Consider the following 26,957-nt stretch of genomic DNA (forward strand, 5'->3'; position numbering starts at 1 on the left):
TTAATTACACAAGACCAGGAATGAACAAATGAAAAGCAACCAAAAAACACCTTTCACACGAGCGGTGTCAACATCGCTTGTACTCTTACTATCTGCAGCTTCGGCATGGGCAGCCACCACGATAGGCTCCATTGTTTATAGCAATGGTTACTACAACATTTCAAAGTCCTCCGACCTTGTCGACCTAGCAACATACGTAAATGGCGGCGGATCAACTTCCGGCTTAACATTTAAAGTAACCACAAACATAACCGCAACCGGAACCTACACCCCCATCGGCAACCCCAATCACGTCTTCAATGGAACGTTCGACGGAAACGGCAAAACCATTAGAGTTTACTATATATACGATCCGACCCCCACAACAGTTACTGTGGGAGGAGGCTATTCATACGAACTTACCGCAGGTCTTTTTGGTGTACTCGGCAGAAACGCTGTCGTAAAGAACCTTACCGTTGAACAGCCAGCTTATTCACTAGTTTCGACAAAGGCGAAATTAGGCGGAAATATTCAAATGTCCAATGCGGACTTCGGCGGCATCGCAGGCATTAATAATGGACAAATCATAGACTGTACAGCAAACAATTATTCGTTCACAGTAGAAGTGGATGCCTACTCTAGTAGCATCGGCGGTATTGTCGGTACAAATAACGGCACCATCAAGGGTTCTACATTCAATTATACTCTTACAACAAACCTAAAAAGCGGAGCTAACAATTATGTAGGCGGAATCGCAGGCTACAACACAGGAACGCTCGATTCCAACATAACTGAGTCCTATATAACAAACAATGGTGGCGATGCCTATATTGGAGGTATTGTTGGCTTTAATGCTGGCACCGCAACTAAAAACTTTGTTTCCAACTACAAAAAAAATTCAGGAAGCAAAGGCAAAGGCGCCATTGCCGGATATAACAACAAAACACTCACCCAGAACGGCTACTACAACCTCGGCACGGGAATCGGCACAAGCAGCGGCGATGTTACTAGCAGCAGCGGCGCAATCCCAGTATATAAAATCACAGCCGGCACAGGCGTCTCTGTATCAGGAGCAACAACTGTCACCTGGAACAAAACAACATACTACGCTTATAATTCAACTATCACTCTATCGGCCACAAGCGGAAACAATCCCAAGACCGGATATGCCATCGGTTACTCCGCAGATAACGGCATCACCGTCTCTTCATCCGGGACATTCACCATGCCTGCCAAAGACATCTCTGTCGCTAGAGCAGACAAGCCTATCAGCTACACAATCACATACAAGCTAAACGGCGGTTCAAACCCCTCTAGCGTTCCTACAAGCTACACTACCGACAAAGCAACAACGCTCCCAACTCCGACCAGAAACGGATATAGTTTCAGTGGTTGGTACACAACTCCTAACTTTAATGGTTCCAAATTCACTTCTATCGCAAAAGGAGCCTCCGGCAACAAAACGTTCTACGCCAAATGGACAGCATCATCCTACACCATCACATACTATCTGAATGGCGGTACAAACCCGTCGGGTGCACCCACAAGCTACACAGCAGAAAGTGAGGCCATCACACTCCCGACCCCAACCCAGACAGGTTATTCCTTTGCGGGCTGGTACACAACTAGCACATTCTCTGGTACCAAGGTGACCACAATTCCTAGCGGTTCTTCTGACAACAAGAGTTTCTTTGCCAAGTGGACCCCCAATACATACAAAGTCCAATTCAACGCCAACAACGGTACAGACGAATCAACAACCCAACAGTTTACCTACGGCACCGCAAAGAATCTCGATCTAAATACGTTCAACCCACCCCAAGGTAAAGGCGGATTTTCGAAATGGACGACTAACGCTAACGGAACCGGCACCAGCTATGCCGACGGCCAAAGCGTTCAAAACCTCACAACAACGTTGGGTGAAACAGTCCAGCTCTACGCCCAATGGAAAAAGCATATCGCTTACACAAACGACTTCTATTTCTACGATATTGATGATGAATATTATACAGGAAAGGCCATCGAACCTTCTGTCACTATCATCAAGGATGCAGTTGATGTTTCCGATGATTTCATTATTAGCTATTCCGACAACATCAACGTCGGCGAAGCTACCGTGACAATCACCATCGATAGCAAGAAACACCCCGATTACGACGGTTCCATCACAAAGCACTTCAAGATTAAAAAAGCAAAACCGACCATTACAGTTCCGACAGCAACCAAGTTTAAATACAATGGCAAAGCCCAAGCTCTTGTAACAGCAGGCTCCACCAATGTCGGGTTCATGCTCTACAGCCTTGACGGAACGAACTATAGCGATGAAATTCCGACCGCAGTGAACGCCGGGAATTACACCGTTTACTACAAGGTCGCAGAAACTGAAAACTACAGCAGCGTCACGGGCTCTGTTGAAGTAAAAATCGAAGGAACTTACACAAAGAACGAATTTATCGAAATCAACGAAGTCGATGGCAAGAAGCACGTCACTATCGACGGAAACGCTTCCAGCGACAAGGCTTTCGAAATCAAGGACGATGTCGTTGTCGAAGATGTCAAGCTCACGCGTGAATTCACATTCGGTGAAGGCTACTCCACCTTGGTCTTGCCCTTCGAAGTAAATACCAACCAGCTCACAGGAGTCTCCTCGATTCTTGAATTTACAGGCATGGGCTTAAACGACAAAGGCATCAAGCAAGTCGAAATGAGCACCCTTTGGGACGAAACAAAGGCTCACACAAAGATTCAAGCCAACAAGCCGTACTTGATCAAGATGGCAAGCGCAACGCTCGGAGTTGTAGGTTCTGTTACCCTCAAGAAGACAGAAACACCGATTGCAACCGTACCTAATAGCTCCTGGACATTCGTAGGCACCTACTCTTACAAGGAATGGACTTCGGACGATCCGGAACTCGGACGCGCTTACGGCTTTGCCGGACAGGCCAAAGAAGGAGTCGAAGCAGGAGAATTCGTGAAGGTTGACGCAGGCGCCTATATCAACCCGATGCGCGCATACCTGTTAGCACCGGCCAAGCCCGCAAAGGTAAGAGCCGCAAACAATGTCACCACAACAGCCTCTATCCATAACGACTACCCCGAAACAATCGAGATGGTCATTGTTGACAAGGAAAACAACCAGACAACCGTCATCGGCACACTCAACACCCACACAGGCGAATTCCGCTGGAACAAGACCAAGCGCACGTTCGACCTCAAGGGCCGTCACGTAGGCAATGGCAACAAGGCCCGCAGTGCTTATTACGGAAAAACCGAACTGAAGAAATAAGCTAAAAACACAGCAAAAAACGCCGGATTAATTCCGGCGTTTTTTTATTTCTTTAAAGCCGCAAAGCGGCGATTTCATTGTTTGAATTACACGTGCTTAATCTTGTTGTCGCCGGCATCCCAGTTCTTGCCATCACAAACAAACTTGTATTCGTAATCGCCCGGAACGAGGGAAATCTTTGCGACCCAAAAACCAGTCTTCTTGTCCTTCTTGAGCATATCGACATCGACAGCCCAGTCATTGAACGTACCAGCAATGGAAACAGTCGTTGCAAGCGGGCAATCGGCGATAAATTCGACAGCCACTTTTTTCGGGGCGGCAGCCTTCACAGACTTCGTAGCCTTCTTTGCAGGGGACTTTTCAGCCTTCACGTCGGCCTTCGGGGTTTCAACAACCTTTGCGGTTTTCTTTGCCGGAGCAGCCTTTGCTTCAGCCTTCTTGGCAGGAGCCTTCGGAGCCTTAGCGGCAGCGGTTTTCTTTGCAGCAGGTTTTTCAACCACAGTTTTTGAATTTTTAGACATAATTATCTCCTCTTATTCTTGTACTTGAAAATTTAGTAAAAAAAATTTTATTTTGCTATATTTGAAATATGCTTAAACAAATCATCGCTCCTAGCGTCTTGAACGCAAACTTCCTCTCTCTCGGCGATGGTCTCAAGGCCATCGAAAACGGAGGCGCAGGCCTCGTTCACTTGGACATCATGGATGGGCACTTTGTCCCAAACATCAGCTTTGGTCCGGGAATTTCCGCTTGCGTCAAAAAAGGCACCAAGCTCCCGCTCGATTGCCACTTGATGATTGAAAATCCAGAAAACTACGTGGGCGAATTTGCAAAAGCAGGCGCAAGCATCATCAGCGTGCACGCCGAAACCACAAATCATCTCGACCGCTTGCTGCACCAGATTGCAGAACTCGGCGTAAAGCCGGCAGTCGCCATCAATCCGGCAACCCCGCTCGAAAGCATTAAGTACGTTCTTGACATTGTCGACATGGTGCTTATCATGTCTGTAAACCCCGGATTCGGCGGCCAGAGCCTCATTCCGTATTGCCTCGACAAGATCCGTGAACTCCGCGCTCTTAAGCCGGAACTCAACATTCAAATCGATGGTGGTGTAAAGCTCGACAATATCCTCGCCTGCAAAGAAGCAGGTGCAAACATTTTTGTTGTCGGAAGCGCTATTTTCGGGAAGCCGGATCCAGAAGCCGTCTGCCGCGAATTCGTGAACTTAGTAGACAACAATAAGTAGAGAGCAAGAAGAAACGGCATTGCGAGCCTAGCGAAGCAATCTATTCTTACTCCTATAAAAATCACGCAAAAAAAAAATTAGGTCCCTTACGGGGCCTTTTTTTTCATATAACCTTTGTATTCCCCCTAATATTTTCCGCTACATCGGTGTCGATGCAGTAGAAGCAAAAAGAGCAGAAACAAAAACTATAGAAAGAACGATTATAAGATACCAGTTTTGCATGCCTGTAATATATACTGAAAACTCGTCCATAATCTACACATTCACAAAATATTACAATTTTACTACAAAGTAAAGTTTACACAGCACGTTTTATGTTTCAGGAAATTAACAATCTATGACAATAATTAAATTTGCGCCGTAAAAAAACGCCCACGATTATGCAAATTTACGCAAACAAAAAATTTGTCACGCCCATAGAAACAATTGAAATCTTCGAGCCCAAAGAAATCAAATCCGTTCTAGACAAAATCGAGTCTTTACAAAAGAAAGGCTATTATCTCATAGGTTATATGAGATACGACCTTAAAAATTCAGCAGGCGGCGCACCTCTCATTTATTTCGAAGCATTCGACTCCTTCCAGCCGTTCGAACCGCAAACACCCGACTACAAGATTGGCACCATCGTAAAGCCACGTATTTCCAAAGAAGAATACGCACAAAAAATCAACTACATCAAAGAGCAAATCAAAAACGGCATTACATACGAAGTCAATTACACTTACCCTTCAACGCTAAGAACAAATGCAAGTGAATTAGACTTATACCAGTTCCTATTGCAAAATCAAAAGACACCCTACAACGCCTTTTTGCAAAACAAGTACGAGACAATCTTATCATTTTCGCCGGAACTGTTTTTCGTGAAGCGCGGCAACAAGATTTTGACAAAGCCCATGAAAGGCACGCTCAAACGCGGCAAGACATCCGAAGAAGACAACGCGCTACGAGAATTTTTGCACAACGACTTAAAGAACCGCACCGAAAACGTCATGATTGTAGACTTGCTACGCAACGATCTCGGGAGAATTTCAAAGCCGGGAACCGTACGCGCAGACAAGCTCTTTGAAGTCGAACAACATAAAACAGTTTTCCAAATGACTTCCGAGATTTCATCGGAACTGAAAGACAGCACAACGCTTTACGACATCATCAATGCGATTTATCCGTGCGGTTCCATCACAGGCGCGCCAAAAATTTCTACAATGGAAGTCATCGCAAATGCAGAACCGTTCCCGCGAGAAGTGTACTGCGGAGCCATCGGCTACATCCACGGCGACGAAATGATTTTCTCCGTCCCTATCAGAATCCTGCAGAAAAAGCAAGGCGAATCCGAATACAGATACGATGCCGGTGGCGCAATCACATGGGCCTCTACCACAGACGACGAATGGAACGAAACAATGACTAAGGCAAGTTTTTTAAATACAGAATTTTCGCTGATAGAAACGGGCATCAACGATTTCGAGATGCATCTTGAGCGCTTGAGAAATTCCGCACAAGCACTCGGCTTCACCTGGAACAGCGACCTTGAAAACATCAAATTTGATAAGTCCGTTGTCAATAGAATTGAGCTTTTCAAGGACGGTCACTTTGAACACACGACAAGACCAATTCCCGCACCCAAGCAAGATCCAAAAATCAAGATTGTGCACAAAGTCAATTCCTCTAACCCATTCCTGTATCACAAAACGAGCATTCGCCTCCCGTTCCCGAAAGACGTCTTCGATGAAATCTGCGTGAACGAGAAAGGCGAAATCACCGAAGGAACGTTCACGAACATCGGCATTTTGCAAAACGGCATTATCTACACGCCGCCTATCGAGTGCGGACTTTTAAACGGCATCACAAGACAAAAGCTTTTAAACGAAGGCAAGGCCAAAGAAAAAATCCTGTACCCGAGCGACCTCAAAATCGCCGAGAAAATCTACTGCTTCAATTCCGTCCGCGGCGTTGTAGAAGTGACCCTTTGTGAGTAATTGCCCTATAAAATGGCGATGCCGGCACTAAGGCCGGCATGACAATTCCAAAAGGCTTCATTACAATCACAATTGGGCGCATTCAAAAACTAGAACTGCGTAATAAATTCCCAGCCAATGTCTGAGGCCCAAAGCTTGCCATTTTCGCGCATATCCCACTGGTGGCCGCCATTGAAGGTGCACCACTTCACAGGGAAGCGCGGATCGACCGTCTTATAGTCATAGCAGACGTGATTGCCACTGGTGTATTCGGTAGCCTTTTCGCCAGTGCAGTCGGTATGGCCTTCGGGACCATTGTTCTTCAGAATCCTGTCACGGGCGCTACGTCCCATGCTCGGCGGGCAGGTACCGTCGCCTAAACCCACGGTTCCCATCCAGGCAATAGGCTTGCCCACATTCTTCGGAATGTAAATCACCTGGTCGGCAGTCGCGAACACCACGACACCGCGGAGACGATGCTGGAACGTCTGAGCGAGCGAATTTGTATACATAGCACCAAAGCTGAAACCGGAAGAGAACACACGAGACGTATCCACGCAGAGGTTTTCGTTCAAGTGCGTAAGAAGTTCGTCAAAGAACAGGTGGTCTTTGTTATCGCCACAGCGCCACGGCATTTGGTCGGTGTAACCGTGCGGAGCCACAAAAATGGTGCTCTCCTTGGCGCCCTTCTGGTCGCGGTAACCATAATAGTGTTCGTTTTTAGCAACGTTCTGTGCGGAACCGCCCATGCAGTGCATACCGAACACCAAACGATACGGCTTGTTCTTATCGTAGTTGTCAGGCACGTCGAGATAGACTTCGTGCTCGATACCGCCACCCGTGAACTTGAAGTAGCTCTTGAGCGTATTGTCCTTGCCGCAGCCCTTACTCGGCGTAGGATCGTTGCCCATGGCATAGCCAAACGCAAACGTCTGCTTAGTGGCCGCCTTGCTGAGTTTCAAATCGAGAGTCGTATCAAGTTTCGACAGGGGAACAAACAACGTATCATAATCTTCTGCAACGACACGCAGCGTATCAATAACATCGCCTTCCTTATGAAGCGCCTTCTTTTCTGCGGAACCCAAAGACCCAGAAGCATAGCCATAAGTGCTAAAGCGAACCGTTTCTTGCGCGGATCCCATCTGCACCTTTGCAACAAATGTCCCCGGCGCCTGGATCGAAGCTGCAAGATCAACCGTCCCAGAACCTTGCAACGTTTTCGCAAGTACCTGGTTACCCGTCATGTCAAATACCTTGACCTGCACAGGAGTGCTACCGCCCTGCGTAAAATTCAGGATTCCGTTAATCAAGCTGAAATGTCCAACAGCGGCACGTGAACCGTGTAAGGATACTTCCTCTTCATAAATGACAAAATTTCCAGATCGGTCCGTTTCAGTTTCATTGCCCTTTTGGAGCAATTTCACGGTCGCCGCAATTGGCGAAGAATCGTCTTTATCTTTAACGGTTCCTTTTAGGGTGTAGGCAGATGCCGCAGAAAAAGCGGTCGCCATAACAATGGGAAATACAGAAAAGAATATTCTCTTCATCCACAGTCTCCTTTCCCACGACACCACAATCCATATTGTAATATAAATTAAAGGCCAGCAAAAATTACCGAGTAAAAATAATTTTCAATCGGAGTCCGGGGTGACAGTGAAAACGGGATTGACGAAAACAAAGAATTACTTCACGACGGCGTTGGCGTGGCCGCTGTAAATGGCCTGCAAGGAACCAACGAGGTATGCAAGCGGAGCATTCCAGTTGATTGCCACTTCGTTAGTCGCGTAACTGCAACGGTTATCAATGTAGGCAAGTGCCGGCTTATCGGCCGAAGCGTAGTTCGGGCACTTCCAAAGTTCCTTACCATCCAAATTAATATCTTGCTTGCCCAAGTGCGGACCGCCCACAAGCATGCCCGGCACCGGATCATCAACAAAGTCAGATTCGCTTACGCGGTGGTGCGGGAAACGCGGGCTTCTAAAGCCGTATCCAGTCACGTAAGAAATTTCCATCGGGTTCTTGCCGAGCAAGTAATCCAAGCACTGCTGTGCCCCATCCAAATAGCTCTTGTCGCCCGTGAGGTAATAAGCGTGCAACAATACAATTCCGTTATTCGCCATGGCACTGTTACTGCCCCAGTTCCAGCTAGACGGAAGTGCCGGGAGCCTGTAAGCGCTCGTATCGCCAATAGCACGGAGTTCGTTCGCGACCTTGAGCAAGGCCTTGCGAGCATCGCTACCAAGCTTTGCGCCATATTCCGCAGAATCAAGCGCCACACGGTAAACGGCAAGCATATTCACGTCGCCCCACCAGGCACCATCCGGACGGAACTTGTACTGTTTCAAGTCCTTGAGGTAATCGGCCTTTTTCGTAGCACGATAAAGTTCTGCCGCAGCAAAGGCAAATTCATCCTTGCCGTTTTCTTCGCCATACGTATAGTTACCCGTTTCAACATCAGACGGTTGTTTATACAAAGTTTTCGGATGACGCTTAGCCCAATAGTAGGCGACTTCAGAAGCCTTCAGCATGCGCTTTGAAAATTCGCTGTCAAACGGAGCATACACGCGAGATGCCTGAGCCATTACCGCTGCAAAATCAAGCGTTGCAGTCAAACTCTTTTCAATCGCATAACGCAAGGCGCCATCAAGTTCAGGCATTGTGCTAGAACCGAACTTGAGCGAGGTGAGTTTGTGATAAACACCGCCATCCTTGTCTTGCATCGAAAGCATCCAGTCAAGATTCCAGCGGATTTCTTCCAACAGTTCCGGCATCTTCGGGAATTCACGCGGAATGTCCCAGTGGAGCGTATCTACAAATGTCGGGAAATGCTCGTACATTTCCAAAAGCGTAAACACGGTAATGCCGGAATTCACAATATACTTGCCATAGTCGCCCGCATCATACCAGCCGCGCTGCGACTTGATAATCTTTGCATCGGCCTTCTTGGGTTCGGGCTTGCCATTTGCCTTTGCAACCGTCTTTGCCGTTGGCAAATCCGTACCATAAACTATCACGCTATCATCGGCATGGCCCATTGCACGTGCCCACTTGCCCGCATAACGCGTATCGAGCGCCATGCCCGCACGCTGGAAATAGAACCACTTGAGCGCAGCCTTTGTCACGTCAACATAAACATTCTCGCCCACCACGACCGGATTACCGATATAGCCGTCCCTGAACAAACGATAGGTGCCAGGTTTCTTGATTGCAGAAATATCGTATGTCTGGACTTCTTCACCGCTATATTCCCAGTCATAGACCATCGGGGCTTCGAGCGTGAGCACCACCTTCCCCGCCATATCGCGAACTTCAAGCGGATTTGCATCATTGCCGGGGATGACAACAATCTTTTCAGATTCAGGAGCAAAACCAAGCTGGTTCACCAAGGGAATGGCAAAAGACGGAACTGCAATCGCTAACGCAGCGAGCAAATGTTTACGCATTTGAAACCTCACTTTATAAAAGACGCCCGTATTCACGGGCTTCACATCGTAATATATAAACCGTAATTACGATATAAAGATACCTTTAATTTTATGAAATTGTATTGAGCCAACTCACTTTAATGTTTACCATAGGTAACACCAAGTGTATCAAGTGTATCGCAATTAGGCATTGACTATTCATTGTCATGCCGGCCACTGTGCCGGCATCGCCTTTTCGTATTACGAGATGGTGACCCCGTCCCCATTCGCGGATCATGACCACATAAGAGCTGAATAGCATTCAAGGCGAGTGTCGCAAAATCAAGCATACTTGATTTTATGATCGAGCCGAAATTGCTGACGCGAAGCGTCAACCGCAAGTGGTCAAAGAGAACAAGTCCGGGGTGACAGTAAAAAAATCCTCGGCGCGGGTGCGTCGAGGATTTTTAAAAGCGTTTGTAAGTCTCGCGAACTTCGGGAATTACTTCTTCTTGCCACCCTTGTAGTTGATACCTGGACGGAGTTCGAGACCAACAGTCACGAGGAGCGACACAACCGGTTCATAATGATCCTGAGAAAGATCATACACGGCAACGCCAGCCATGCCTTCGCTCTTCACGTGCTGAGCAACAGCCTTCACAGACGGAATGCCCATGAACACGATAGATTCGGATTCGCTCACAGCCACTTCGGACTTGGAAGCTTCATCGAATGTCACCGTGTAATCTGGAGTATCGAAGCGGTTCATGAGTTCTGCGTACGGGAGGTAGCCTTCATTGCCACTGCCTACACCTGTGTGACTAGAGCCGAGGCCCTTGGCACCAGCAAAGGACTTACCGTAGAGGAACACGACCGGAGCAAGGAGATCCTTGTTCACACCGGCAGCAGCGACTGCATCAAGCGTTTCCTGCACAGAGTTTGCGCTCTGGTTCGGAACGAGGCTGCTTTCGCTTTCGTTCATAAGGTCAGCCATAAACACGTCAACGTAAGCGGCACGGTTCAAGGCTTCGGCCTTGTAGGCATCCATGCCTGCGGCCGGGTAAATCACGGCCGTCACCGTAGAGCCCGAAAGACCATCGACCAAGGCGTTCAGCATCTTGGCGTAATCTTCGGAATCGTCCGTCGTGAGGTTCTGCCAATCGAGTTCAACACCGTCGCCACCGTTTGTCGAGAGCCATTCCTTGACGTTCGAAACGAACGTGGAAAGCGTTTCGTCAGAAGAAGCGATAGCCTTGAGGCTCGATTCAGCTTCCATGCCACCCACGGAAACAATCAGCTTCACGCCGTTTTCCTTGGACATGCTTACGAGGTTCTTGAAGTTGTCGGCATCGTATTCGTCGGCAAAGGCAACCGTACCTTCTGCAGTCGGAGTGATAGACATGTAATGGATGTCGGTCACGAGATTGTAGCGGATATCCTTTGCATAGAACTGTGAATACTGACTCCAATACGGATAGAAGCCAATCACTTTGTCAGCAGCAGCCTGGGCCATTGCAGCGCCCATGGCGAGAGCTAATGTAATAACTTTAAAGTTCATTTTGAATACCTCTTATCCTATTGAATCAGACGATCAACGCCAAGAGCGTCACGGCAGTAATAACCAGAATCTGCTATAAATGCTCCGTCTTTTTCAGCAATATTCAATTGTTGCGCGAAAATCGGCAAAGAGTTACGCGGCGTATTAGCAGCTTCTTCCGGGCGACATGCACGGTATGCCCAACCATGGTCCCTACCATAAATGTTGAATTGCTGAGCAATAGCCTGATAGTCCACAGGAACAGTCAACAACATCCCTGCATCATCGGCAACACCGATAAAGTTGAATTCAGTCAAGCCACTACGTGTTTCCCTGCGGAGAAGCGACGTATCGGGCAAAGACAAATCCTTAATAACATCTGCCCATTGTTCTGCATTATGGCCACCAATTTGCGGATGCGTGTAAATAGCCATAACCACATCCATATTGGCGAGGAAGGCTTCGTCATCAGCTTTCTTTGTGGCATCGTAATCTTTACCAAGATTAACCTTAATCTGGCTATTATAATCAGCCACAAAGTCCTTAATTTGACGAACACGCAACTCCGGATGAAGAGCCATATACTCTTGAGCATTGAAATCTGCCGGAAGAGCTTCTGCATAAGGGTCACTAACACTCATCGATCCGCAAGCGCTCAAAACGCCTGCCACGAGAATCATCATGTACTGGTGAAGTTTTTTCATTTTCAGCACCTCTTAGAAATTCACCGTTACATCGGCAAGGAGAACGAGCTTGCTGATGGAAATTTTGTTAGTAGGAAGACCCGGAATGGTATATTCGAGTTCGTTCTTAAGCATACCGCCCTGGAGGGAGACGTAAGAAAGCGGAGCAAGCTTCACACGGGCACCACCGAGAGCGAGCATTTCTGTTGCCTTGCTAACAGAAGCAGCGGCAACACCGAAACCATTTCCAAATTCCTTCGTGTACATCTGGAAGCCACCGAGCAAAGCAAACGGACCCCAGACATCAGCAGTAATACCACCCACAAAGCGAGAGGTCTTACGCTTGAGGAATGCGCTTTCAGAACCCATGGCCACAGAACCCTGAATGAGAATCTGCTGGTAGTCACTCAAGAAGCGACCTGCATCAACACCGATGCCCGCTCCGAATTCCGTATACTTATTTTCAGACACAGCCATGGTGGTGTAATCGATGGAATTGGTTTCAGTCACCATGTTAAAGCGAGCATTGAAGAACACCTTGTCAGCCCAGTTCACATCGGCCTTAGCGGTAATACCCTTGCGGTCCGGAGTAGCAAGGCCGAGCGGCAAGGCAAGACCCACAGACGGATCGATAATCATCAACGGGTCGAGTTCCATCTTCTTGGCCGTGACGCCAGAATAACCGTTACGGTAGAAGTGGCCGTTCTTGTAGTTGTTGAACAAGCGAGCGTACATGTTTTCGCTTTCGTCCTGATCGCTCAATGCATTCGAAAGGTTCTTCGAAGTCATCAAGTTCGTAGCCTGCAATGTCGAGGAGTTGTAGACATTGAAGTAGAGGTTTTCAAGACTTGAACCACCGAAGGTAGCGAGAACAAGGCTGTCTGCCGAATTGCCATAGAAAGCGTTCGAGTTAAAGATGGTCGAACGGCCCTGGTAAACCGGAGAAGAAGCAAGTTCAGACCAGAATCCGGAATCCGTCTGGAAGTAACCAGCGTTTACCTTGAAATCGATGTCGCTGATATTGCCCTTCACGAAGAGGTCGGCATAGAAGCTCTTGCCATCTTCATCAAGGTAATCTTCATTCTTAACGACAGTCGGAGTCGAAGTAACAGGTTTCAGGTAGACGAAGAATTTGTGGTCTTCCTTGGCCTGGACTGAATTATAAGACGTCTTGGTTTCCGTCGTATTGAAATCACGGTCAACCTTCCACTTGGACATGGCAAATTCGCCGTTCAAGCCGAACGTAACCGGAAGTTCCGGCATGAGCTTCTTGGAATCGAAAGCAGCTTCGACAGAAATGACCCTGTTGTTATCGTAGTAGACGGTATCGGTATTAGCAATGCTTCTAGAACGACGGGAGAGTTTACGATCCATCAGGTTCACGAAGTTCACGCCAAGATGAGCACCGTAAGCATCAGCACCGACTCGTGCACCCAAGAGGTAACGGTCCGAGAAGTCGAAGTCGAAGAAGATCTGGTCCAACTTCTTTGCCGTATTGCGGAGACGGGCGCCAGTAAGCTGAGCAGTGATGTTATCAACCACACCGGCTACGTTACCGCTATTGTAAACGACATTGATACCATGCAACAGGCGACGGCTCGTTGTATCGAGATTGCGCTTTTCAAGAGCTTCACGACGCTTTTCTGCGAAAATTTCCGGTTCCTGGAGAATTTCGGTCTGCGGAGTGAAAATGGTGAGCGGCGTATAACCGACACGCATGTAACCCAAGTTGAAGTCTACATGCTTATTGAGGATGGTACCATCGTAGCTGAACCAATGACCGATAACCGGGTTATTGTTTTCATCGAAGGCACTCTGCCAATCCTTGTGCAAACGCAACTGGACATCGATCATGGTCTCGGAGCTCGGACGAGCAGTCAAGCGCAGGTTCACGTCCGTGAAGGCCTGGTTTTCTTGAGTCGGAGATTCCTTGGCAAACTGATCGGAAGTCGCAAAAGAAGCAACCGCACCGGCCTTTGCCGTACCATTAATCTTAAGTCCCAGCACAGCTGCATTGAGAGAATCCAGCTTTTCTAACAGGGATTTCTGTTGCGTAGCAACCTCAGCCTGATTTTCAGCAGCAAAAGCAGATGCAGCCGAGAAAGCAATTGCGGAGGTCAATAAAAGTTTGCGCATGTTCATATTGAAATTCATTCTAGTTACCTCCCATTAAAATTCCACATTAATGGAAGCTTCAAAAATAGACTGACTAAACTTATGCGTGTAAGTTCCCGTAGCACCGTCACCGCTCTTTGCGCTGAAGTAATCCGGCAAGTTACGGATAGATTCGCCAAGAGCAGCCGTATTGTAGTCATTCTGAACCATGATCATGCCGTAGTTGATGGCAAGCCAAGCATTTTCACCAACCAGATAATCAAAGCCAACCATCCAGTGTTTCTGATTGCTCTTTGTAACAGGAACATCCTGACCCACGAACGGATTGATAGAACCGATACCGTAATCGGTATTGATCATCTGGAAGCCAGCGGTAAAGCCGAGACGCGGCAAGAACTGGAACGAGAAACCAGCGTTGATAAAGTTGCTTGTGAGCTTTACAGATTGACCACCCACCAAGCTAGTTTCATTTTCAGAATGTTTGAAAGAACCGGAGAATTCAGCAGGCTTGCTGAAACCAGCGAGCTTAGCGATATCGAACTTTGCACCGGCACCGAATTCCATGTAAGAAACCTTGTCGATTTCAGGAGCGCTTGTCTGGACCTGGTTGAAGAGGCTTACGAGAGCCTGAGCTTCAATCTTATCCTGCCATTCGCCCTTGACCAAAGCGCGAACGCCCTTACGGTTTGCAGTAGCAAGGCCATTCGGCAAAGCAAGTTGGAGAGCCGGATCAATCATCATGTTCAAGAGAGCGATCTGAGCGGCGGAGTAGACATTGGAACCCCAAGAATTCTTGTTGTAGGTAGCAATGTTGTAGCTCTTGCTCTGACCGGCATAGAAAGCATCGTCATCGGTGCCCAAAGTACGACCCACCGGAGAGAACTTCGGAGAGTAGTTGTAAAGAGCATCGAAGGTGGAGTAAAGCGGAGAGTTCACGCCATACTTGACCGTATTACCGTCCTTATCGGAGTTCAAGACGCGCTGAGCGAAGAAACTCGGAGACTGGGCCATGTTGTTGAACCACTTTTCGTTGTTCATCAACACGTCAAGAGTAAGGCCTGCGCTCCAGGAATTATCAACCTTGTAACCTGCATTCACGGTAGCAAGGATAGCAGATCCATTTACGCTTTCTTCTGTTTCAGGAGCAAGAACGATTGTTCCCGTTTCGTCGGTAATAGCCGGAGTCTTAACCTTGTTGATAGACATGGCGTATTCGGCGACGAGATCAAGAGTAAGGTTCTTGTTATTGAGAATGCCAGCAACATCGGCACCGGCACGGGCACTCAGCACAAACGTGTTCTGCGGAGTGGTTTCGTACGGGTTGATTTCCTGACGAACGTAATCGTTAAAATTGATAACATCATCTTCAACCGGATGTCTGTAGACATAAGACTTCGAATTTTCGTTATCGAAAATGAGCATCGGAGTCACGCCGACGTAGACGTTCTTCTGAACCGGCAAGAGTTCGATGTTACCACCGACGAGCCACTTGTCCGTTGCAGAAGCAAGCGAAACACCAGCAACAGAATCATTCGGGAGAATGTTGCCTTCGGCACCGCTCAAGTCAAGCACAGACACGCGATTGACGCGAGCAAAGAATGCTTCGGCACGGAGTTCGCCAATCATCGGGTCGATTTCCTGGCGGAACTGGAGATTCACACCCTGAAGGTTGCGCTTGTTGCCGTCAAGGAGCTGTTCCTTCTGGGCCATGTGGCGCTTACGGGCGAAAATCGTCGGTTCGTACATGATTTCGATACCGGGATTGTAAATAGAGAGCGGGGAGATTGCCTGACGGAAATCACCGACCACCCAGTAGAAGTTCTTGCCGACATTGCCTTCGACGTTGAGCCACTTGGCTTCGAGAGTCTTAGCTGCAGCGGCGAAGTATTCCTGCATGCCGCCACCAAGACGCATAATCACGTTAGCGCGAACGCTTTCGTACGGACGGAAACCGAAGCTCAAGTCTGCACTGACAAACTCATTGCGTTCGACATCCGGCATATTGTTGATGCCGCGATTGTCCTGATCCGAAGAGAAGCTAGAACGCTGAGCAACAGCACGGATGCTACCGCCAATTTCGACACCGCGCTTTGCATTGGCGCTATCAGCCTTGGCTTGCAATGCCTTTTGATTATCCGCAACTACAGATGCCGATGCGGCAACCGATGCGGTAAGAAGGGCGATTAAAATATTTTTCATTTTCATATTCATCTTTAGCATCCTCCCTTAGAACCAAGCCTTGGTTTCGGCAGCAATGTAATGGGAATGCCAATCATTGTCAGATACGGTTTCATCAGAGTGCGTCATGAACTTGTAACGGAAGTGGAGACCCACGCGGTCAGAGAAGTCCCAGTCAAAGCCAAGGCCAATTGCGAAGTCCTTGTAGTTGATCGGAGCTTTCTTGACGAGATAAGAATTCACTTCGTAGATGTAAGTAGTCTTACCAGCCTGCGGTCTACCGAGAGTATTTGTTGCGGCTTCAAGGATGTAGGCCTTATCAGATCTGAACGTTTCGAAACCGAGGATACCCACCATGTGGAAAGTCGGTGTCACGGCGACGGTCGGTTCAAACTGGCCGTAGAAGCTCGTCAAAAGCATGTTGGACTGCTTTTCGGAAACAGCAAGCGGAGCAAAAGAAGTAGAAATACCAGAGAGGGCGAAGTAGCCAGTCATCATGATATTGCGGTCGGTACCGAACCAGTGACCGATATCGTAACCACCCATGAAGGAGAGGTAAGAAGACCACTTGGCATGCATCGGAACACTCGTATGGGCAGCCTGGTCGCCATTATCGTAAGCGGCAAAGGATTCCCACATTTCCCAAGTACCACCATAGAGACCACCGCGCTGACGGTACATCTTGACGCCTTCACCAGAATTCTTTTCAGCGCCAACACGATTAATATAACCAGCATTAGAGCTGTTACCAGAGTCAGCAACGAAGAGCGGCTTATGCTTTGTCCAGGAGTTTGTGCTTTCCCAAATATTGCGGCCGTTCAAACGGTAGTTGAAAGCAATCACGTCTTGACCCGGGTCAATCTGACGATGCTGAGCATACTGGAAGTCAAAGTAACCACGGTTGAAGCTCGGTTCCAACTTGAAGTTGATACCGGCCATGTTCGGGGAGTAGCGGAGCGCACCTGCGTTGAGGTAGGTTTCATCCTTGCGCCAGCCCGTGAAACGGGACGGGTTCGTGAGAGAATACGGAGAATAGAAGCCCGGCTGGAAGAACACGAGTTCAGCAGTCATCGGCCAACCTTCGAGGTACTTGCTCTGAGCCTTTACATAAAGACCGAGCTTCGGGTTTGCCATGCTAGAACGGTAGCCTTCCTTATTTGTGGTATAGCCCTTAGTTCTATTAACAGCTCCGGTTGCATCAACGGCATAATCAAGAGCCTGCGGATCCGGAATAAACACCGTGGAATCCGTAATGCTAACACCCACATCGGCCATCAAGTAGAGTTTCGGGGTAACGTTACCCTTCACATCAATTGTTGCAATGTGAGTATTGAGGAGGGTCGGGAAACCTAAATCGGTATATGTGGTCCACTGCGAACGGAATTCCGGTTCGAAGATGGTTCCCTTATCATAGGTAACACCCATGTAGTTCACACCGACGGTAAGGTTATCAGCAATCTTTTCCTTGGCGATACGGCCATGGAGCACTGTACCGCGGAAATCGTAACCACCGGACATTTCGAGTTCGCCCGGCTGACCACCGTACATACGGAGACCGTCACGAGTTGCCACGTCGGCATCGATCGGCTGGGCAACGAGGAACTGGGCCTTCATGTCGTACGGAAGCTGGTAGACGTTGGCAAAGACACCACCGAAAGAGCGGTTCGTCCAGAATGCACGACCACCTTCCTTGACCGGCTTAAATGCCTTTTCCTTATAGTAAGTAGACACGGTCTTTTCGTCTTCGAAAAGTTCGTACTGCCAAACGAAACGCGGGTTCGTTTCACGTTCCCACATGGTAAGCGGAGAGGCGTTTGCCCAAATAACACCGCCTGCGGTAATGTAGGCACCGAACACACCTGCACGGATATCGACACCAACGTTCAATTCTTCGTTAATCGTCGAAGAATAGTAGTCCGTAGAGTGGTCGAACAAGACACGTTCATTGTCGGCATTAGTCGGGGACTTGGTCGGATTCTTGGCCAAGTAGTTCGTATAAATACCGCTCAAGTCGAACGGGAACATGAGGTTCGTAAACAACGTAATGTAGGAGTTCGGCATTGCGACAACGTTGACGTTCAAGATAGCGTCGACGTTTGTGCGGGCCTTATCGTCCCTGACCCACGGGCTCTGTTCGGAATAGTGGAAATTCTTCAAACGGAAAGCCATGTAACCGGAGACTGCCAGTGGCAGATCGTCCTTACCCAAAAGAGTCGATTCCATGTTACCGGAAAGAGTATCCAACGAAGCGTGAAGGGAATCAAGCTGCAACTGCGGAGGGAGAGCCCACGCAGCACCGAGGCTAGACGCTAGTAAAAGAGAAGAAACTGTTTTGCGCATAAAATCCTCTTAAATCTCGTTGCGGAACGGATAATGAGCCGGGCCTTCGTACGGCTTGCCATGCTTCTTAATCACAATATCGTCGATCCAAACCTTGAAGGATTCGTTTTCATCCTTACGGACTTCGAGACGGAAGCCCTTGAAGTTGGACCATGCGAACGGGAGCATCACTTCGCGCGTGTTCTTTGCATCCCAGTAAACACCGGTATTACCGAAGAGTTTCAGAGGAATGCTGAAGTGCTTCCATTCAGTCGTAATTTCACCAAGACTCTTGGAACGGAGCTTGACCTGGAGGGATTCGCCGTTGCTCTTGACGCCATCGTCAACGAGCACGAACAAGGCGTTTTCACCACCCTGGGCACCCTTGATCCAAAATTCGAGAACACCTTCTTCCAAATAAGGAGTCAAGTCCACGGAACCCGCAATACAAATTGCAACGCCGGAATAGTCACTTGCGATAAGTTCGATTTCCATGGAAAGAGCACCTTCCATAGCGTACTTATCCGTGAGTACCGGTTCGGGGTTTTCACGCGGATACTGGTAGGTATAACCACCACCGCGAGGAATAGCCTCACGCATGACAACGGTGACAACTTCTTTATCAGGACGGAACGGCTTGGGATCCTTCATGACAAAGTGGGACTGGTCGCGGTCGCGGTAATCGCTAAAGCCGTAGCCAGCAAAAGAAGATGAAGCAAGAAGCATCGCCGCTAGAGCGGACTTCCAAATGGCTTTTTTTAAGTTTCCATTCATAATAGGTACAAATCTCCAAATTCGGATCGTCTACAATATAGCTTGTTTTTTGAGAAAACAACGCACCTGCATTGCAAAAAAGGCTTTGCAAACCTCGATCCCTCAACGAAATACCACTATCAAAGCCGCATAAACGCTGGACTCAAGCGTATACAGAAATTTTTAGCATCGCAACGTTTCGGAATGTTTACAAATTAAGATTTTTGATAGGCGTCACATGGACTCAAGCGTAAACACAACATAAGCATGTTTTCATTTTTCTATTTTGCAATTGAATATAGATTTTGAGAACAGGTATTTATAGCGAAACCTTTTTGGGGGTCAACATGTTTAAAAAAGTTCTTTCTTCTTTGGCTATCGGCTGCGCCCTCGGATGCTCATTCTGGGCATGCGACAGCGGGTCTGCAACAATTCCTACTGCACCCACTACCACCAAAGCCACTCCCGTAGACTACACCTTGGGCAGAACCATGAACGCCATTCTCGGGCGCGGTATAAACCTTGGCAATTCTTGGGATTCGGAAGGTGCAGACGACAGCGGTTGGGGAAACCCGATCAACGACGGGGATTTCGCGATTATCAAAGCCGCCGGTTTCAATTCCGTGCGCATTCCGGTTCGCTGGCAATACGGTTCCGATTACGGCACTCATACGGTAGACCCGGACCGCTTAAACGGCGTTCTGGCAGACATTCGACTCGCCATCGCAAACGGACTTGCCGTAGTTGTTAACTTCCACCACTATGTAGAATTGAACTGCGCCGGTGGCGGTGGCACAAAATCGGATGGCTCCAAGTGCAAATACGACGCCAATGAGTTCACAGCCGAAAAAGCGCACTTCCTTGCCTTGTGGGCGCAAGTGGCAGCCGCAATGGCAGAATTTCCCGATAACATGGTCGTTCTTGAAATTTTGAACGAACCTTCGATCCCAAACGCTACGCTCGTAGACCAATTGATGAACGAAGCTTATACCGTTATCCGCACGTATGCTCCGGGCAAAACCATCATGTTTGAGACTTACCACTTGGCAAAGTTCGAAGACATTGAAAGCTTGCACATGCCTGCAGACGGCAACATCATCTTTAGTGGCCACTATTACCTCCCCTACAACTATAGTCACGAAGGTCACGGCTATGAATGCAAGGGCGATGCCACATTGACATCCACTGCAGTTGATGATTTCGCTTACTATGTTTCTCTCGCCTACAAATTCTACCCCGATATAAACGGAATTGACCATATTCCTATGAACATGGGTGAATTCGGCGTTGCCGGTGGAGACAACAGCCCCTGCCAGTGGCAACAAGGTGATGGCCCCAGCGAGACAGGAAAAGCCTACTGGGCCGAAAAAACCGCAAAAGTAGCCGTCCAGTACGGGATATCTTTCCATTACTGGAGTTTCGGTCAAACAGGTGGGTTCCAAGCCTTCGATGGCAAAAATTGGCTTCCTGGATTCCCGGAATCTTTGATCTTCTAGAATCTAAAAACCGCCCCAAAGGCGAAACCACTACGGGCGAACCAAAGTGCCCGACCAGTGTTCATCAAAGAAGGCTTGGAACAGAGGTTCCGGGCCTTTTTTCAATTCTTCGATAACTTCGGCAATCGGGCGTTTGTTGCGGTAAAGTTCACGGAAAGCACGCTCGAAAAACGCAATGCGTTCCGGCGGGAATTCTTCGACATGCAAGCGAAGCGCATGAAGGTTGAGGGATGCAAAGCGAAGCGGGTTACCGAAAGCGCGACTGCACGGAGGAACATCGTAATCGACCTTGAGCGTGCCGCCCACGAAAGCGTAGGCGCCCACCTGATTGCGCTGCTGCACTGCAGTTGTTCCGCCGAGAGTGGCGAACTTGCCGATGCGCACATGCCCGCCAAGCTGGCAACCATTTGCAATGACCGCCCCCTCGCCAATTTGACAATCGTGCCCCACATGAGCATAAGCCATAACGAGGACACGGGAGCCAAGGCGCGTGCAACCACCCCCCTGCGCTGTACCGCGATTGAGAGTCGTATATTCGCGAATGATGCAATTTTCGCCAATTTCCAAGCAAGTCGGTTCACCGGCATACTTGAGGTCTTGTGGAGGCGCCCCTAAAATTGCACCGTCATAAACGTGCGTATTTGCCTTGATGGTCACGCCGCCATACACCCGCACTCGTGATTCGAGTACCACATTTTCGCCAATTTCCGCACCTTCATCAACAACGCACCAGGGGCCAATAATTGTAGACTCGTGGATTTTTGCAGAAGGATGAACGTAAGCGGAAGGATGGAGCATACCCGCAATTTAGTAATTTCCTATATTTCCCCGCATGGGTGGCATTATTATCGCATGCCTGACTGCACTTTACGCGTTCCTGTTCCTATTCTTCATCATAGGACTGTTAAAGACACATCGCTATAAAGGCCCCAAAGCGACCCCGAGCGTTTCTGTGGTCATCCCAATGCGTAACGAAGAGGAATTTGCAGAACGCACGCTCGAAGCAATAGCCGAACAAGACTATATCGGAGAATGGGAAGTTATTTGCGTTGACGACCGTTCTACCGATCGTACACTCGAGATTCTCGAAAAGTTCGCCGCCACGCACCCGCGATTCCGCGTTTTAAGCCTCCCGCAAGATTTACCGCAAATTGCAAGCCCCAAAAAGCGAGCCCTCGAAAGCGCCTTCAAGATTGCCAAAAACGAAGTTCTTTTGACGATGGACGCCGACTGCATTCCGCGCAAGAGCTGGATTACCGCCATGGCCGGACGATTTGTCGATGGCATCTGCATTGTGCAAGGCCCCAAGCAGAACAACGGCACACGCTCCATGCCGCACCTCTACCAGAAACTCGAAACGCTCGGCTACACCGCGATGGAAGCTGCAGGATTTAGCTGGGGCCGCCCGATTGTCGCGAGTGCCGCTTGCCTCGCCTACAAGAAAGACCTGTTCTTTAAAGTCGGCGGATTCGGAGACCTCATCAACCTCTCGAGCGGCGACGACGACATGCTCATCCACAAGATGATGAAAATTCCGGGAACAAAAGTCTGCTACAACCTCGATCGCGATGCAGTAATCGAGACCGCCCCGGTACATACGTGGAAACAATTGTTTAACCAGCGCGCCCGCTGGAGTAGCAACGGCACGAACTACGAAAGCAAATCGTACATTTTGCTCCTCACGCTCATCTACACGTACTACATCTGGATGTTCGTGAGTCCCTGGTGCGCCATATTCCTAGACTTTCCGTGGGAATGGTGCGTGTTCAGCATACTGCCGAAATTCCTTGTCGACTTTATCTTCCTCTCCATCGCATCGTGGAAGTTACATTCCAAGCGCCGCATGTTTGCGTTCTTGCCGGTGGAGCTGATTCAAATTCCGATGATTGTATTCTGCGTTCCCGCAGGAATCACCGGAATGTTTAGATGGAAGTAAGCTGCGGCTTCGCCCAGGCGAGGGCTTCTTCTGCACTCTTGATTTTGCCGTCGAGCTGGAGTTCAAAACTCTGCTTGATAAGTTCTCCCATTTCCTTGCCAGGCTTCATGCCCATTTCCATAAGCATTTTACCCATAAGGAACGGTTGCGGTGCCGAATCAAGCAAGTTAAGCTCTGCAGCCGCTTGCCACAATTTCTCGGGGAAATTCGCATCGCTAGCGTAGAATTCGTGCGGCGTGCTCTTTACAAGCAAGCACAAAAGCTTCAAACCGCCGAGTTTAACAGCGAGGCGGCGAAGTGCAGGCGCATTGTCTACAATGGCAAAGTCAAGATTGCGGTACTCGTTCAAAAGCAGCGGAACGATTTTCAACAAATGAGTTTCATTGGTGATGCGTTCCAGGAACTTGAGCGAAGTTTCCGGATTCCCGCAAAGGAATGCGGCAAACGCAAATTCCATGGCCTGCGCATCCGAAAGCGGCGCGCATTTAACTTTTCCAATAACCTCAGCATGAACATCCGCGAGACTCCTGCGCATGGATTCCATGTTATCAAGCATTTCACCCAAAGCATCCCAAGAATCATGCAGCGGAAAAACTTCTGGGAAAAATTCATTCAGCTTAATATCCAAGAACGCACGGAGGCCCATCGACGGCTTGCCGGGCTTCAAAAGCCACTTTTTGAATTCTTCAAAAAGCCTTTCGATAGAAAGGTCGGCAAGCGAAAGCGTCTTGCAAAGTTCTACCGTCTCGGGCGCAAGTTTAAGCGCAAAGCGGCTCGCGAACTGCACACCGCGCAAAATGCGCAAGGAATCTTCGACAAAAGCAGGCCCCACATGGCGGAGTAGCCCCTTTTTCAAGTCATCGATACCGCCATACGGATCGCAAAGCGTAAGCTCCGGCAGTTCCATGCCCATCGCATTGATCGTAAAGTCACGACGAAGTGCGGCTTCCTTGAACGAAAGTTTCTCGTCCGTATGCACCACGAATCCGCGATGTCCATAACCGACTTTACTTTCTGTACGCGGGAACGAAAAATCAAGCGAAAGGCCCTTCATCGCCAAATGGATGACGCCAAATGCTTTCCCGACCAAATTTGTACGGCCATATTTCTTTAGAATAGGGACAAGTTCATCTTGTGTAAGATCGTAAACTTCGACATCGTAATCGCGGCAATCCTTGCCCAAAAGCGCATCGCGCACCCAGCCGCCCACCAAAAAAGCGCGACCACCGGCTTCACGAATTTCACCAGCAATGGAAAGCAAGCGCCTGGGCAGATCCGGTTCAAACGACTTGCCCGCAAGAGTCATTATGGTTGGCATTACTTATTTGCCTCGACAGACTTATAGCGGTCGTAAATGCTTGTGGTCTTTTCTTCAGAAGAATCCTGCAACAACGTGGAAACAGGAATAACGCTCTTGGACGTATCGCTTATCGAAGAATTTTCCGTATTGGCGTAGCGCTCATAAATGCTCGCATTCGATTGCCCGGATTCATTTTTCTTTCTTGATTCTTCTGCGCGGCAAGTGCGAAGTTCATTTTCAATATAAGCGCGCTGGTCCGGGGAATACGTCTGCGTATTCAAGCGGTATTCGATTTCTTCACAAACAAGTCCCTGGCGTTCACCGGCACAGCCAGCAAACAACACAGCAACAAAAAAGAGAGCAATTCCAACAAACTTATTCATAGCAACCCCATTAATGGATAATCAAGAGTTTTCCTTTTCTCACCTTGGTGCCGCCACGAACAACATACTGATAAACACCGGGCGCCACGATAGATCCATTTTCCATGCGGCCATTCCATTCGGCTCGGCCACCAGAAATCTGATTACCACTCAACGATACCACCAGTTTTCCGCCCCTGTTATAAACGCTAACGATAGCATCATCGGCAACATTGGCAAACGAAACGTACGGCTGTAGCTTCGGTCGGAACGGGTTGGGGTAAACCTTCACGTCTTCGCGGGCATCATCGGTCATGTTATTTTCGGTACTGCGAACATCGTCTCTCTTGTAACGGGTAATTCCATTGTCATGGGCAAACCAGACCATGCCAAGCACAGTATCAACAGCCACATCCTGAATCTTTTCGCTTAAAAGACCATGACGGGACGTAAAATGCAGCACAGACAATGTATCGGGGCTTGTCGGGCGCGGAGTCAAGCGGTAAGCACCTTGCGATGACGTTCCCACCCAGAGATTTCCTCGGCTATCGACATCAAGACTTGTATAGACCGCACCGCTAAGACCATTTGTCGAAAGAGGTGTCTTCAAGTCATTTTCATCTTTATCCCAATACACCAAGGAAGATGTCGTCACCATCCAAACATTGTCCGTCTTCGGTTCATAAACCAAGTCCAGCGGAGTCGAAATGGATTCACCGGAATACGTTTTTCTATAAGTCGTATCGACCCTAGAAATGTCTCCACCCATCTTATTCGGAGGCGGGAAGGTAAACACATCCAGGCCACCATTTGCATCGGTCGTCGTTGAAGCACGGGTTCCTACATAGACAACCCAATTGCCGTTTTCATCGATTCGAGCAAACATCGGCCCACCAATAGGCGCAGAACCGACATTGCTTGCGCAGGACATCGGATTTCCATTTTCGCCAAGTTCAACATAAATCAAGCTATACCCTTTATTCGATGCCGAAGTCGTCAAATAGCCCATGTTGTTAGGCGCAGGCGTTGTAGACACGGCAATCGTAAATCCCGACTTGCTCGTTTCTTCGGTAAAGTCATCCATGCAATAATCTTTTTCCTTATTTGCAAAAGAATACGATTCTGCAAGCGTTTCGGCCCAGCCGCTATACAAAAGATAACCCAACCCCCAAATATGGTAGAAGGTTCCACCCGTAGGGAGCACGGACAATGTTTTCAAGTTATGGACTCGAGCGTCTGTTCCATTCCTAAAGACAGAATACGCCGGCTTAGGATCAGTCCATCTAAAGTTTTTATCCTTGCCAGAGAAATAATAGTACGACAAATAGCCATCTTCGGTAGCGGCCAACACGCCCCCCTGAGGAAGCGCTTGAAGTTCGTAGGTATATCTCAGCGGGAACGGCTTATATTCCGTCAAGTCCGTAAATTTGCCATTATCGTAATAGAGGATAATTTCAGGACCACCCAAGACTGCAACACCCTTCGGCTGCAATGACACCCAACGTACACGGGACCTGTAATAATAACGGTGAGCCTTTTTACCATCAGGACCCTTGATTTCAACAGAATCGCGCTCGTACAGAATGGAATCCTTCAACACCTTTCCACGTACAGAAACCATCGATTCCGTTTCGGTAAACACAGAGAATGTATCAAGAGCAACACGCGTCTCGCCATCCTTGTCCCAGATTCTCATGCCTTCCGTAGCAAACGTCTGGATTTTGCCGTCTTTCCAGGCAATCGACTTGATGGGTTCATTGCTGCTTGACGCGCTCTTGATGATTTTCCAAGAATCCGGGTTATACAGCTGGACATCGGAATCCAAGTTTTCCCAATCCATTTTGCGCATGTAGATGCCACCACCTGCAGCGACAATCAAAGAATCACCTCGAATATCCATCGCACTTACTGTAAAGGCAGAAACGCTAATATCCGCAATACGCTCCACAGTGAGGATGGATGTCATGGTCTTAAGGCTAAAAAACGAAAGTCGGTCTTCAAAAGCAATCACCAGCACCGGGCCGCCCAAGAGCGCCATTCCCGGAACCACATGCGTATTGCTGCCGGCATAAGAGCGGCTAAGGACCTGCCAAGAACCACCCGGCAACATCGTCGAAATAACACCAACATCGCTTACCGCGAACACACCAAGGTCAGAGACCGCAATGGCACTCATAGCCTGGTCGCCAAGACCATTCGATGTCGTGTACAAGTCATCGGCATTATTCGCTCGATAGCGAATGCCTCCTCCCGTAGCCATGAGCAAGCCTTCGCCACTAGGAATCGCAGCCTTGACCGGATAAGGGCTAGAAAAGTTGAGCCACTGGTCTTGCGCCAAAACCGACGTGACCATGGAGAGGATACAAATAAGATGGATTAACGCTTTCACAATCTAAAATTACAAATTT

18 protein-coding genes are annotated in these 26,957 nt (G+C 48.6%); 5 read left to right on the forward strand and 13 right to left on the reverse strand.

The features are described 5' to 3' along the window. Positions 1-64 precede the first annotated feature (64 nt). Positions 65-3,265: an InlB B-repeat-containing protein gene (locus BUQ91_RS13785; RefSeq protein ID WP_175566643.1), complete on the forward strand. Its 3,201-nt coding sequence runs from the start codon at positions 65-67 to the stop codon at positions 3,263-3,265. A gap of 86 nt (positions 3,266-3,351) precedes the next feature. Here BUQ91_RS13785 and BUQ91_RS13790 read toward each other — a convergent pair whose 3' ends face one another. Then, positions 3,352-3,786: a glycogen-binding domain-containing protein gene (locus tag BUQ91_RS13790; protein ID WP_074209685.1), complete on the reverse strand. Its 435-nt coding sequence runs from the start codon at positions 3,784-3,786 to the stop codon at positions 3,352-3,354. Between the two features lie 68 nt (positions 3,787-3,854). On the opposite strand from BUQ91_RS13790, the gene rpe reads away from it, so the two are divergent. Beyond that, complete coding sequence (gene rpe, locus BUQ91_RS13795; protein WP_074209686.1) at positions 3,855-4,511, forward strand: ribulose-phosphate 3-epimerase; 657 nt, start codon at positions 3,855-3,857, stop codon at positions 4,509-4,511. Positions 4,512-5,023: 512 nt separating this feature from the next. Next, positions 5,024-6,487, forward strand: a complete 1,464-nt coding sequence (locus BUQ91_RS13800; protein WP_254842371.1) for a bifunctional chorismate-binding protein/class IV aminotransferase — start codon at positions 5,024-5,026, stop codon at positions 6,485-6,487. A gap of 89 nt (positions 6,488-6,576) precedes the next feature. Here the strand turns inward: BUQ91_RS13800 and BUQ91_RS13805 are convergent, their stop codons facing one another. The 8 genes from BUQ91_RS13805 to BUQ91_RS13840 form a co-directional block, all read right to left on the reverse strand. Further along, the gene (locus BUQ91_RS13805) at positions 6,577-8,013 is read right to left on the reverse strand and encodes a hypothetical protein (RefSeq protein WP_083601287.1); all 1,437 of its coding nucleotides are present in this window, start codon (positions 8,011-8,013) and stop codon (positions 6,577-6,579) included. Positions 8,014-8,148: 135 nt separating this feature from the next. Further along, positions 8,149-9,909: a glycoside hydrolase family 9 protein gene (locus BUQ91_RS13810; RefSeq protein WP_072830786.1), complete on the reverse strand. Its 1,761-nt coding sequence runs from the start codon at positions 9,907-9,909 to the stop codon at positions 8,149-8,151. Positions 9,910-10,372: 463 nt separating this feature from the next. Beyond that, positions 10,373-11,428, reverse strand: coding sequence for a glycoside hydrolase family 18 protein (locus BUQ91_RS13815; protein WP_074209687.1), 1,056 nt, complete (start codon positions 11,426-11,428; stop codon positions 10,373-10,375). A 17-nt stretch (positions 11,429-11,445) separates the two neighbouring features. Beyond that, positions 11,446-12,111: a hypothetical protein gene (locus tag BUQ91_RS13820; protein ID WP_074209688.1), complete on the reverse strand. Its 666-nt coding sequence runs from the start codon at positions 12,109-12,111 to the stop codon at positions 11,446-11,448. A 12-nt stretch (positions 12,112-12,123) separates the two neighbouring features. Continuing rightward, the gene (locus tag BUQ91_RS13825; RefSeq protein WP_072830792.1) at positions 12,124-14,244 is read right to left on the reverse strand and encodes a hypothetical protein; all 2,121 of its coding nucleotides are present in this window, start codon (positions 14,242-14,244) and stop codon (positions 12,124-12,126) included. 15 nt (positions 14,245-14,259) lie between these two features. Beyond that, positions 14,260-16,404 (reverse strand): hypothetical protein, encoded by a 2,145-nt coding sequence (locus BUQ91_RS13830; RefSeq protein WP_254842372.1) that lies wholly within the window; start codon positions 16,402-16,404, stop codon positions 14,260-14,262. Between the two features lie 27 nt (positions 16,405-16,431). Continuing rightward, on the reverse strand, positions 16,432-18,723 hold the full coding sequence (locus BUQ91_RS13835) for a hypothetical protein (RefSeq protein WP_072830796.1): 2,292 nt from the start codon (positions 18,721-18,723) through the stop codon (positions 16,432-16,434). Between the two features lie 9 nt (positions 18,724-18,732). Continuing rightward, positions 18,733-19,476 carry a carbohydrate binding domain-containing protein gene (locus BUQ91_RS13840; protein ID WP_072830798.1) on the reverse strand — a complete coding sequence of 248 codons (744 nt, stop codon included), beginning with the start codon at positions 19,474-19,476 and terminating at the stop codon, positions 18,733-18,735. Positions 19,477-19,802: 326 nt separating this feature from the next. Here BUQ91_RS13840 and BUQ91_RS13845 point away from each other — a divergent pair, with 326 nt between their 5' ends. Next, positions 19,803-20,951 carry a glycoside hydrolase family 5 protein gene (locus BUQ91_RS13845; protein ID WP_072830800.1) on the forward strand — a complete coding sequence of 383 codons (1,149 nt, stop codon included), beginning with the start codon at positions 19,803-19,805 and terminating at the stop codon, positions 20,949-20,951. Positions 20,952-20,981: 30 nt separating this feature from the next. Here BUQ91_RS13845 and lpxA read toward each other — a convergent pair whose 3' ends face one another. Next, entirely contained in the window at positions 20,982-21,749 is a 768-nt protein-coding gene (gene lpxA / locus BUQ91_RS13850) for an acyl-ACP--UDP-N-acetylglucosamine O-acyltransferase (protein WP_074209690.1), read from the reverse strand. Between the two features lie 34 nt (positions 21,750-21,783). Between lpxA and BUQ91_RS13855 the strand changes: the two genes are divergently transcribed. Beyond that, on the forward strand, positions 21,784-22,887 hold the full coding sequence (locus BUQ91_RS13855) for a glycosyltransferase (protein ID WP_074209691.1): 1,104 nt from the start codon (positions 21,784-21,786) through the stop codon (positions 22,885-22,887). Here the strand turns inward: BUQ91_RS13855 and BUQ91_RS13860 are convergent. The 3 genes from BUQ91_RS13860 to BUQ91_RS13870 are packed head-to-tail and all read right to left on the reverse strand — an operon-like array spanning position 22,874 to position 26,902. Next, positions 22,874-24,205 (reverse strand): CCA tRNA nucleotidyltransferase, encoded by a 1,332-nt coding sequence (locus BUQ91_RS13860; protein ID WP_074209692.1) that lies wholly within the window; start codon positions 24,203-24,205, stop codon positions 22,874-22,876. The two genes, BUQ91_RS13855 and BUQ91_RS13860, sit on opposite strands and share 14 nt — an antisense overlap. Then, positions 24,205-24,570, reverse strand: coding sequence for a hypothetical protein (locus BUQ91_RS13865; RefSeq protein WP_074209693.1), 366 nt, complete (start codon positions 24,568-24,570; stop codon positions 24,205-24,207). Before BUQ91_RS13865 ends, BUQ91_RS13860 begins: the two co-directional genes overlap by 1 nt. Positions 24,571-24,580: 10 nt before the next feature. After that, positions 24,581-26,902 (reverse strand): ligand-binding sensor domain-containing protein, encoded by a 2,322-nt coding sequence (locus BUQ91_RS13870; RefSeq protein ID WP_254842373.1) that lies wholly within the window; start codon positions 26,900-26,902, stop codon positions 24,581-24,583. Positions 26,903-26,957 lie beyond the last annotated feature (55 nt).

The sequence above is a fragment of the Fibrobacter sp. UWB11 genome (assembly GCF_900143015.1).
In the GTDB taxonomy this organism is placed as follows: Bacteria; Fibrobacterota; Fibrobacteria; order Fibrobacterales; family Fibrobacteraceae; genus Fibrobacter.

Bases quoted from the DNA above. Each gene is read 5' to 3' on its own strand.
- BUQ91_RS13790 (WP_074209685.1), bottom strand. From the start codon at position 3,786: ATGTCTAAAAATTCAAAAACTGTGGTTGAAAAACCTGCTGCAAAGAAA.
- rpe (WP_074209686.1), top strand. From the start codon at position 3,855: ATGCTTAAACAAATCATCGCTCCTAGCGTCTTGAACGCAAACTTCCTC.
- BUQ91_RS13800 (WP_254842371.1), top strand. From the start codon at position 5,024: ATGAGATACGACCTTAAAAATTCAGCAGGCGGCGCACCTCTCATTTAT.
- BUQ91_RS13805 (WP_083601287.1), bottom strand. From the start codon at position 8,013: ATGAAGAGAATATTCTTTTCTGTATTTCCCATTGTTATGGCGACCGCT.
- BUQ91_RS13810 (WP_072830786.1), bottom strand. From the start codon at position 9,909: ATGCGTAAACATTTGCTCGCTGCGTTAGCGATTGCAGTTCCGTCTTTT.
- BUQ91_RS13815 (WP_074209687.1), bottom strand. From the start codon at position 11,428: ATGAACTTTAAAGTTATTACATTAGCTCTCGCCATGGGCGCTGCAATG.
- BUQ91_RS13820 (WP_074209688.1), bottom strand. From the start codon at position 12,111: ATGAAAAAACTTCACCAGTACATGATGATTCTCGTGGCAGGCGTTTTG.
- BUQ91_RS13825 (WP_072830792.1), bottom strand. From the start codon at position 14,244: ATGAATTTCAATATGAACATGCGCAAACTTTTATTGACCTCCGCAATT.
- BUQ91_RS13830 (WP_254842372.1), bottom strand. From the start codon at position 16,404: ATGAAAAATATTTTAATCGCCCTTCTTACCGCATCGGTTGCCGCATCG.
- BUQ91_RS13835 (WP_072830796.1), bottom strand. From the start codon at position 18,723: ATGCGCAAAACAGTTTCTTCTCTTTTACTAGCGTCTAGCCTCGGTGCT.
- BUQ91_RS13840 (WP_072830798.1), bottom strand. From the start codon at position 19,476: ATGAATGGAAACTTAAAAAAAGCCATTTGGAAGTCCGCTCTAGCGGCG.
- BUQ91_RS13845 (WP_072830800.1), top strand. From the start codon at position 19,803: ATGTTTAAAAAAGTTCTTTCTTCTTTGGCTATCGGCTGCGCCCTCGGA.
- lpxA (WP_074209690.1), bottom strand. From the start codon at position 21,749: ATGCTCCATCCTTCCGCTTACGTTCATCCTTCTGCAAAAATCCACGAG.
- BUQ91_RS13855 (WP_074209691.1), top strand. From the start codon at position 21,784: ATGGGTGGCATTATTATCGCATGCCTGACTGCACTTTACGCGTTCCTG.
- BUQ91_RS13860 (WP_074209692.1), bottom strand. From the start codon at position 24,205: ATGCCAACCATAATGACTCTTGCGGGCAAGTCGTTTGAACCGGATCTG.
- BUQ91_RS13865 (WP_074209693.1), bottom strand. From the start codon at position 24,570: ATGAATAAGTTTGTTGGAATTGCTCTCTTTTTTGTTGCTGTGTTGTTT.
- BUQ91_RS13870 (WP_254842373.1), bottom strand. From the start codon at position 26,902: ATGGTCACGTCGGTTTTGGCGCAAGACCAGTGGCTCAACTTTTCTAGC.